Source organism: Natronomonas sp. (assembly GCF_046710025.1).
Taxonomy (GTDB): Archaea; Halobacteriota; Halobacteria; order Halobacteriales; family Haloarculaceae; genus Natronomonas.
Genome location: NZ_JBKEGK010000091.1, coordinates 1 through 9,355, shown reverse-complemented (window position 1 = coordinate 9,355; position 9,355 = coordinate 1). Strand labels below are relative to the sequence as shown.

The 9,355-nt window shown below is 60.2% G+C and carries 9 protein-coding genes; 5 read left to right on the top strand and 4 right to left on the bottom strand.

Annotated features, from left to right (window positions below):
• Positions 1-69: 69 nt before the first annotated feature.
• From ACI944_RS07830 to ACI944_RS07820, 3 genes are all read right to left on the bottom strand, one after another.
• A complete protein-coding gene (locus ACI944_RS07830; RefSeq protein ID WP_411718496.1) occupies positions 70-405 on the bottom strand; it encodes a hypothetical protein in 336 nt (111 codons plus the stop codon).
• A 187-nt stretch (positions 406-592) separates the two neighbouring features.
• The gene (locus ACI944_RS07825; RefSeq protein ID WP_411718495.1) at positions 593-1,579 is read right to left on the bottom strand and encodes a VOC family protein; all 987 of its coding nucleotides are present in this window, start codon (positions 1,577-1,579) and stop codon (positions 593-595) included.
• 168 nt (positions 1,580-1,747) lie between these two features.
• Positions 1,748-2,362 carry a DsbA family protein gene (locus tag ACI944_RS07820; protein WP_411718494.1) on the bottom strand — a complete coding sequence of 205 codons (615 nt, stop codon included), beginning with the start codon at positions 2,360-2,362 and terminating at the stop codon, positions 1,748-1,750.
• Between the two features lie 221 nt (positions 2,363-2,583).
• Here ACI944_RS07820 and ACI944_RS07815 point away from each other — a divergent pair, with 221 nt between their 5' ends.
• Together ACI944_RS07815 and ACI944_RS07810 are read left to right on the top strand one after the other, a co-directional pair.
• On the top strand, positions 2,584-3,297 hold the full coding sequence (locus ACI944_RS07815) for a class I SAM-dependent methyltransferase (RefSeq protein WP_411718493.1): 714 nt from the start codon (positions 2,584-2,586) through the stop codon (positions 3,295-3,297).
• Positions 3,298-3,488: 191 nt separating this feature from the next.
• Positions 3,489-4,280 (top strand): enoyl-CoA hydratase/isomerase family protein, encoded by a 792-nt coding sequence (locus ACI944_RS07810; protein WP_411718492.1) that lies wholly within the window; start codon positions 3,489-3,491, stop codon positions 4,278-4,280.
• Between the two features lie 606 nt (positions 4,281-4,886).
• Here the strand turns inward: ACI944_RS07810 and ACI944_RS07805 are convergent.
• Positions 4,887-6,143 carry an orc1/cdc6 family replication initiation protein gene (locus ACI944_RS07805; RefSeq protein ID WP_411718491.1) on the bottom strand — a complete coding sequence of 419 codons (1,257 nt, stop codon included), beginning with the start codon at positions 6,141-6,143 and terminating at the stop codon, positions 4,887-4,889.
• A 1,074-nt stretch (positions 6,144-7,217) separates the two neighbouring features.
• Here ACI944_RS07805 and ACI944_RS07800 point away from each other — a divergent pair.
• The 3 genes from ACI944_RS07800 to ACI944_RS07790 form a co-directional block, all read left to right on the top strand.
• Positions 7,218-7,883, top strand: a complete 666-nt coding sequence (locus tag ACI944_RS07800; protein ID WP_411718490.1) for a hypothetical protein — start codon at positions 7,218-7,220, stop codon at positions 7,881-7,883.
• A 157-nt stretch (positions 7,884-8,040) separates the two neighbouring features.
• Positions 8,041-8,814, top strand: coding sequence for a 5'/3'-nucleotidase SurE (surE, locus tag ACI944_RS07795; protein ID WP_411718489.1), 774 nt, complete (start codon positions 8,041-8,043; stop codon positions 8,812-8,814).
• Between the two features lie 122 nt (positions 8,815-8,936).
• On the top strand, positions 8,937-9,355 hold a 419-nt coding region (locus ACI944_RS07790; RefSeq protein WP_411718488.1), incomplete at its 3' end, for a TspO/MBR family protein.

The window sequence follows — 9,355 nt, the reverse complement described above, 5'->3', positions numbered from 1 at the left end:
CTTTCTGTGATGTTCTCCCCCCGTCACTTGATTTTCCGTCACTTGATTTTCCCTCACTCGATCTTCTCATCAATCGACCTCCCCGCCATCATCGCTATCTCTCGCGTCGGCCAGTCCCTCGGGCGAGAGCTCGTCCATCCGGCCGGCGAGTGTCGCCGCATCTCCCGCCACCGCAGCCGGTTCGACGCCGGCTTCGTTCGCGACGAGACGGACGTGCGCGGCAAGCAGCGACAGTGCCTGTAGACCCTCCTGTTGCGGGTCATCAGCCGTCTGTGCGAACGTCGTCTCAAGGGATTCGTCGTCGCTGACAACGCCGACGTACAGCGCCGTGATCGAGTCGTCAGCCAGCAGTTCCTGTGCCGCCCGCCGCTCTGTCTCGAATGCTGTCTCCGAGCTGTCTGTCATACCAATACTCGGCGTCGGAGAGTAAAAAGGCCGTGGGGGGACAGTTGGCGTTTTCGTGTCTTCAAAGACGGATCGCCGGTATCGATTTTCTTGCTTCGGTCCCGTCCGACATCTGCCCCCACTCCGTCCGGCATTCGCTTTCGCCGGCCTCAGTCGCTTTCGCCGGCCTCAGTCGCTTTCGCCGGCCTCAGTCGGCGTCGGCTGTCTCGGGACGCGGGATTGTCACGTTCGGCAGTGCCGCCTCGATTTCCCTGCGTCGGTCGCCGAACTCGCCGGGGAGGACGAGCCGCTCGCCGAGTTCGGCCAGGGGTTCGTCGCTCGTGTATCCCGGGCCGCTCGTGGCGAGTTCGAACAGCACGCCCCCAAACTCCCGGAAGTAGACGGATCGGAACCAGTGGCGGTCGATCTGTCCCGTCGGACGCAACCCGGCCGACTGGACGGCTCGCCGCATCGACGCTTGGTCCTCGTCAGTTGGCGTCCGGAAGGCGACGTGATGGACCGTCCCGTGGCCCTGTTGGCCGCTCTCGACGGTCGGCACCACATCGACGTGTGTTCCGACGGGGCCGACCGCCGAAAACCGGGTCCGTTTGTCGCCCGGCGCATCGCCCGGTGGCTCCTCGCTGCCCTGCTCTTCGAAGCCCATCGTCCGGAGCAACTCCTCGGTCGGCCCCGGGTCGGTGAGCCACAGCGTCACCGAGTGGAACCCGCGGATCGCCGCCGACTCCGGGATGAACGCCGTCCACGGAACGGTCGGGTCATCGTCGGGTATGTCGACTTCGACTAACTCAACCGGCAGGCCGTCGGGATCCCTGAACGGGAGGGCAGCCTCACCGAAGCGCTCGATGCGGTCGTCATATTCGACACCGTGGTCGTCGAAGCGCTCCTCCCAGAAGTCGAGACTCCCAGAGGGGACTCGGAACGCTGTCCGTGAGACCTGGCCGGTACCGACCGTGCCGGCGGAGAGGTTCAACCACGGAAAGAACGTTATGCTCGTTCCCGGTGTCCCCTCGGCGTCGGCGAAAAAGAAGTGATACGTTTCAGGATCATCTTGATTGACCGAGCGCTTGACCACTCGGAGGCCGAGCGTCTCGGCCCAAAAGTCCAGATTTCGCTGTGGGTCGCCTGCGACGCACGTGACGTGGTGGATGCCGGGCGTCGGTGTCGGATCGGTCATCGGCCGACAGTACGAGCCCGGTGTACTTGAGTTACTGCTAACCCCAGTGTTACCGGGATAGCTGCCGAGGTGGTTCCGGGTGGGCTGCTGAAAAGATAGGTTTGCCTTTAGGGCGGCTGTGGAATGGTTTTGGGCTCGGAACTGGCGCGAACCGCGCCACGCCGACACTTATAAGCGGCTCTCGATCGCCTCGGCGATCCCGTCGAGTTCGACCTGCTCGTCCTCGACGAACACCGTCGGCGTCCCGCTGACTCCCCAGGTGTCGCCGCGCTGGCGGTCGGCGTCGATTCTGTCCCGGTAGGCCCCTTCCTCGGCGGCGCTTCGGGCGGCCGCCCCGACGCCAGCGACTTCCTCGGCGATGTCCTCGAAGACGTCCAGCGAGTAGCTCCGTTGGTCCTCGAAGAGAGCCATCGTGAACGCCCAGAAGGCGTCGTTGTCGGCTTCCTCGAAGACGGCGTGGCCGGCGTTCGCGGCGGGGTAGGACCAATCGTCGACTGGAATCGGGAAGTCGGCGTGAAGATACCGGACATCGCCCGGTTCGACGTACTGCTGGACGATTACCGGCGTGGTATTAAGCGTGAACCGCTGGCAGTGCGGACAACTGAAGTCCTCGAAGACGGCCATCGTGACCGGCGCGTCCGACGCGCCGATCGCCGGGCGGGACCCATCGTCGATCTCACTCGGGTCGATCTCCGATCCGCTGGCCGAACAGCCGGCGAGCGCTGTCAGTGCGGCCGCCCCGCCGGCAGCGAGAAACGACCGTCGGGAGGATGTCCGTTTCATACTGAACTCAACGCCTCGGGTACAGTTAAACGTCTAGATCTGGGCTGTCGATCGAGGCCACCCGACTGTAGATCACGCGATTGTGCTAATTCGCTCCGCCGATACATCGGAATACTCTCTTCGATGTGACCACCAGCCGTGCCATGGGCGATAGTATAACATAGTGGGGTGCACAGAGTCGCTGTCATGTGCCACGCGGAAGACCGTATCACACACCCCCTATGAAAGACGCTATCCGCGCCAACTTCGACGAGAGCCCCGACGCCTACGAACGCTACGAGCGGCGAACGGGGCGGTTTGAGGCGCTTGCTGACCGACTCTACGACGAGTTGACCCGCGCCGCGCGCCTGGTCGACTCGTTGTTAGACGCCGGCGCTGGGTCGGGGATCAGCACCCGGGTGTTCGACGGCCGAGGCGTCGCGACCGTCGCGTTGGATCTCAGCGCCCGGATGCTGCGTGAGTGTGCTACCGTGCCCACCGTTCAGGCCGATTTCGATCACCTTCCGTTCGCCAGAGATGCGTTCGACGCCGTCGCGTTCACCGCGTCACTGTTTTTAAGCCCCGATCCCGGGCGGGCCGCCCGAGAGGCCCGCCGGGTGCTTCGTCCCGGCGGCGCCGTCGGTGCCGTTGCCCCTCTCGGCTGGACAACCGACGATGGCGAGGATGTCTTCGCGTCGCTCGCGCGGGACTCGCGCTCGCCGACGAGTGTTGGTGCCGTCAAGGACGCTCTCGACGCGGTATTCGATGTCGAATCTGGGACGTGGGCGTTCCGGACGACGGCGGCCGACCTCCGGGCGTTTTACACCATTCCCGCCATGTCCGCCCGCCTCTATCCCGGATTGGCGGCCGACGAACGGGTTCGGCGGGCAGGAGCGCTACTTGAGGCGGTCGAAGGGCCGCTCGAACAGCGGTGGCGGTGGTTCGTAGGTGTGTAGCGGCGTTATGAACTGTGTACAAGCCGGCACGAACGGCAGTGATCCGATATATATCACCTCATAGTACAGCCCTCAAGTTATGATTGTAAGCGCTTTATATGAGACAGTGCGCGGACGATGCCCGTATGCCTCTCACCGAGATAGTGCGCGGGCGATATTTGTATGTCCTAACACTACATGAGGGGTAGACGATGATCGATATCGACGCGCCGATCGAGATTGAGCGCCCCCACGAGCACGTCGCGTGCGTGACATACGACCGATCAGACGCGCTGAACGCGTACAACAAGCCATTGCTCCTCGGGGCCGTCGAGGCGTTCGAGCGACTCGACGCCAATGACGATATCCGGGCGATCGTGCTGGCAGGCGCTGGGGACGCGTTCTGCTCGGGCGTGGACCTGACCGATATGCCGCTGACACCGGAGATGGAATTTGCCGAGTACGAACGGGGTCTTGGGCTTTTCCAAGACGTCGTTGCGACGATTCGTAGGATCGGCACGCCGGTCGTCGCCGCGGTCGATGGATACGCCCTCGGGGCGGGGTGTGACACAGCTCTTGCATGTGATTTCCGGGTCGCTGGCGAGGCGGGCGTCCTCGGCGAGACGTTCATCGACGTCGGATTCGTCCCCGGCGACGGCGGGGCGTATCTGTTGCCCCGCCTCATCGGCGAGGCCCGCGCGAAGGAACTCATATTAACTGGTCGGAAACTGGAGGGAGAGGAGATTGTCGAGTGGGACCTCGCCAGGGAACTCGCCGACGACGCCCATGAGGCGGCCGTCGAGTTTGCCCACGAGTTGGCCGACCAGCCGCCAATCGCTCTCGCCGAGAGCAAGCGGTTGGTCAACGACAGCTTCGATTCCACCCTAGAGGAGGCGTTTGCGGATGCGACCCGCGCTCAGCGGATCTGTGCGCAGACGCGAGATCACGAGGAAGCTGTCGCCGCCTTCCAGGAAGATCGGGAACCGGAGTTCGAAGGACGATGAGGTCGTGTGGTCGATCACGCTGCTGGCGTCGTGTGCGCGAACATATCCGATGAGTGCATCAGAGAGGACAGAGCGACGTAGTCCGTAATATAATCGCTTTGCGCCAAGCCGGGGCGTCTGACGGACGATTTATAATCCCACACCGCATCACTACCGTCGATGCCCTCCAAACTGTCCGACGTTCCGATCGGGGGAGTTGTTGTCCTATTGGCACTGCTCTCGTTCGCGCTTCTCATGCTCGCGGTCCTCCGATGAGTTCCGCCGTGGCGTCGCATCACACACCACCGTTTCCGAAGCTTTCGCGCATAGGAACGTGGTCATCTCTACCGTGTCCACCCGCACCTCCTGTACTTTGCTACTGTTTCCACTTGCCCCTCCTGTACCTCGCTACTGTTTCCACTTGCCCCTCCTGTACCTCGACATGGATCGTCCTCTACAGGTCCAGCGGCCTTAGCTTGAGTCTGAGAGGCCAGCGGTATACCCCACCATTTCCGGAGCTTTTGATACCCCGGACTGTCGGACAGGGAGAACCGATGTACTCTGTAGTCCGCAAAAGTTGGCTCAGTAGTATAAAAAGGGCGTCCCGATTGCCTGAAAAAAGCGAGTTCAGTAACCCGAGATGTTGGACTGCAAGCGGTCATTGTCATCGGCCGCCGAACGGATGATCCCTGCGAGGTCTTCAAAACGGCTCGTCGAGAGTAGGACATCGAGCACAGCACGCAACGGAACATCGAGTTCGTATTCGTGATATCGGCCGGCCGAAAGCCCCTCGTTCCGCTCGTAAACGCGTATGAGTCCGAGCATATTCATGTCCGAGAGGTGATCGCGGACACGGCGCTCGCTCACGCTGTCGGTGTCGAGCCGATCACAGATCCTGGCGTATCGCTTGTACAGATCGCGGGACCTGACCGGAACCTCGTCCAGTGCCTCGTGGTAAGCGAGCGCACAGAGGACAGCGTGGCCCTGCGTCGTGAGTTCCTGCATCCCCTCGTAGAGCTGGTTTTTTTCGAGTTCGTCCTGAGCATCCCGGACGTGATCTTCGGTTATCGTTTCTGATCCATCGGCTTGGGCGAGTTCGCCCGCCTCCCGGAGCAGACGGATCGCCTGCCGTGCCGACCCTGTATCCTGTGCGGCGAAAGCCGAGCAGAGCGGCACGACGTCCCCGTTGAGAACGCCGTCGTGGAACGCCTTCTCGGCGCGTGGTTCGAGGATCGAGCGGAGTTGGTTGGCGTCGTACGGCGGAAAGAGAATCTCCTTTTCAGCCAGGGTGTCCTTGACCTTTGGCGAGAGGTTGTCCCGAAACTGAAAGTCGTTGCTGATGCCGACGATAACAGGGCGGATGTCCTCGACGTAGCCGTTCGAGCGCGCTCGTGGTAGCCCATAGAGGATATCGTCGGAGTGTCCGATATTGTCGATCTCGTCGAGGACGATCACGACCGTCCCGCCGAGCACGTCGAGTTCCTCGTAGAGGATGTCGAACACCCGTTGTTGGGAGTAGCCGGTCGTGCTGATTCGGTCCCCACCTCTGCTCTCCCGCAGTTCGTTGACGAGCGCAACGGCGACCTGATACGACGACGAGAGGTTTTCACAACTGACCCAGACCGTCGAGAGATCGATGTCGTCGTATTGGGCGGCGTCGTCCTCAAGATGCGACAACATGAATTTCGTCGCGACGGTCTTCCCAGTTCCTGTCTTCCCGTATAAGAAAATGTTCGATGTCGGGCGGTTGTCGATGATCGGCTGGAGCGCGCGCTGGTACTTTTCGAGTTCCTCGTCGCGTTCTCGGATGTCCTCGGGTTCGTAGGAGTCGTCGAGGGGTTCAGCATCGGCAAATACCCGACGATCTCGCTGAAACATCCCCATGGAACGCCGTTACGCCACGCTATATTAAACCCTCTGTTTCCGTAGCTTCCGGAGCATCCGGAGCTCGTCTTTTTATATACGTGTGCCACACCGGTGTTTCCTTAGCTACGAATAGTATATAACACACACTCCCCGTCGTTTCCGGAGCTATGGGTTGTAGTAGGCCGTGGTATGTACAGTGGGGGTGTCATAGCAAAAGATTTAATATGGCGAAATAAGAAACAAAGCCTTAGTATTCAGTTTCTAACGAAATAAAAATAAATCAAATATTTTCAGCTAGAAATTTAGCTTAGATACATGTTAATCCAGGCAAACACCGATCAATAAATACTAATTTAGATAAACGCCAACCTGAATAAACCCTCAATCGGTAGATAACAATTACATAAGCGCCAATCTATAAGATTCTAACATATTTATATATAAATATTAATATAAGTAGGTGACAATATGTGTTACAACTTATGAATTGTCTGGATATGTTAACATGTATACACGTTAGAAGCTTATGTGCATATATATTATGTGCATATATGTTATGTGGATATATCAGTAGCCACCCTGGTTAAGATTAATAGTTACCTAATTAAGATTAATAATTTCCCGTAGCAAAGGATCACTACTGGTTTTCATTTATATACTCGCTACCCCCCATCTTCCCTCTCATAGATAGCTCCGGAAACAGTGGTGTCTGTGTCTTTTCCTTCATCTCTCGTCTCTAACCCATTTACCAACAAAAAGCTCCGGAAACGTCGGAGGGTTGCCCCTGAGAACTGCCGGTAATTATGTTGACGGTCATGGCATACTCCGAAAGGCTTCCCGACTAATTCCCCCGAATAAGTCCTTACTGCGCAATCTCTCCCCTCTGGCTCAGAACTACCCGATCGGAACGAAAGCTTCGGAAACGACGGAGGGTAGGTCAGTATAAACGGAACCGCGACACCCGATGCTATCTAAACAAGAATATACGCCACCACAAGCCGCTCTAAGAGTATAGAAGCTCCGGAAATAGTGGTGTCATGCCCCCACTGCCGCGGGGGTCGCGTTTATCAGCCACGACGGCGTAGTGATTTCATGCCAATGAAACGCTCCGGTACGGGCGAGTTGACCGTCGTCGACCGGTTCGAAGATGGCGTCGGATGGATTGCCCACCCAGAGGAAACAATGCAGCGCGCCTCCCACGCCGTCGAGAGCGAAGGCGGGTTGTGGATCATCGACCCCGTTGATGCTGCGGGACTCGACGACCTGCTCTCGGAGTACGCCGATCCGGAAGGCGTTGTCGTGCTGCTCGACAGGCACAAACGCGACGCGGCGACCGTCGCGGACCGACACGATGTAGCGGTTTACATCCCGGAATGGATGGATGGCGTCGCGAGCGATATCGATGTCCCGACCCGGCGTTTCGGGAGCGACCTCGCTGGGTTCCAAGTCGGCCGGTTGATCGACAACCCACTGTGGCAGGAGGCGACGCTCTTCGACGGCGAAACGCTTGTTGTCCCCGAGGCGCTCGGGACCGTCGAATACTTCCGGGCACCGGCGGAGGAACTCGGCGTTCACCCGATGTTGCGCGTCCTGCCCCCGACGGATCTCCGGAGCTACGACCCCGACCGACTGCTCGTCGGCCACGGCGAGGGGATCGCCGAGGATGTCGGCCCGGTTATCAGGCGGGCAGTCGACGATAGCAGGGGCCGTGCGCCCTCGTTGTATCTCAAGAATGTCCGCGGCCTGTTGGGTGTTTGATGCCGCCGACTTCCGGGACGGGCACGGGGATGTTGGTCTCCACCACGTACGCGACCGCATCGACCCATCCTGATGTAAGCCCACCAGCCACATCGGATGTGACCGAATCAATGCCCGACAGCGACGGCCTTTTTCGGGACGCGAACCCAGCAAACGTATGAAAATACTGCTTACGAACGACGACGGGATCGACGCCGTCGGTATCCGCGCGCTCTACGATCGTCTCTCGGCGGTGGCTGACGTGACAGTCGTCGCACCGGCCAACGACCAGAGTTCTGTCGGCCGACAGCTTTCGCGAACGGTCGAGTTGACTGAACACGAGATGGGCTATGTAGTCGAGGGAACGCCGAGCGATTGCGTCGTCGCGACTCTCGGGTCGTTGGATTTCGACCCTGACATGGTGGTCTCCGGAATCAACCAGGGCGCGAACCTCGGCGCGTACGTCCTCGGCCGGTCGGGAACGGTGTCGGCGGCCGTCGAGGCGACGTTCTTCGACGTACCGGCTATTGCGGCGTCCGTCTATTTCCCCGCCGGAGAGTTCACGTTCGAGGAGTTCTCTGCCAATCCCGAGCACTTCCACGAGGCTGCCCGAGCGGTCGAGTACCTCGCCGAACACGCCCAGAACGTCGACGTGTTCGAAACGACCGACTATCTCAACGTCAACGCGCCGGTGTCGTCTGCGGACGGCGACGCCCGGATGGAGGTCACCCGCCCGTCGCACGTCTACCGAATGGACGCCGAGTCGAACGGCGACGGGACGGTTCGCATTCACGATCGGATCTGGGAACTGATGGCCGAGGGGTCGGTCCCGGACCCTGTTGGGAGCGACCGTCGCGCCGTCCTTGAGGGTCGTATCAGCGTTTCGCCATTAACTGCCCCTCATACCACGACTGACCACGAGGCACTCTCAGGGCTCGCGGAGGCGTACTGATCGGCTTCGGAGTGTCCAAACCACGATTGACCCGATCCTGACTACTCACTCAGCTGCTGAGTACTCATAGAGGTCCCCGGTGCGACTGACAAATCCCCGGCTACCCACAGATGTCCCTGATCATGTCCGCTCTTTCGGACCGGCGGCGGAGGCTGCTTCAGACCGTCGGCTTCGTCGTTACGATGAACGTGCTTGGAGCGCTTCCGGCCGTCTTCGTCAGCACCGACACAAGTTGGCTGGAGGAACCGTGGTTCTACCCGCCGGGGATCGCATTCCCAGTGGCCTGGACAGCGCTTTTCACTCTGATGGGACTCTCGCTCTCGATCGTTTATAATCAGGGAACCGACCGCCCCGATGTCCGACTCGCGCTTGCCACCTTCGCCGTCCAGTTCGCGCTCAACCTCGCGTGGACACCGGTCTTTTTTGGGCTCCGGCGCCCAGGACTCGGGCTCGCGGTGATCGTCGCCCTCTTGATCGCGATTCTGGGGACGATCGCGACGGTGGCTCGGGTCGACCGACGGGCGGCCGCGCTGCTCGTCCC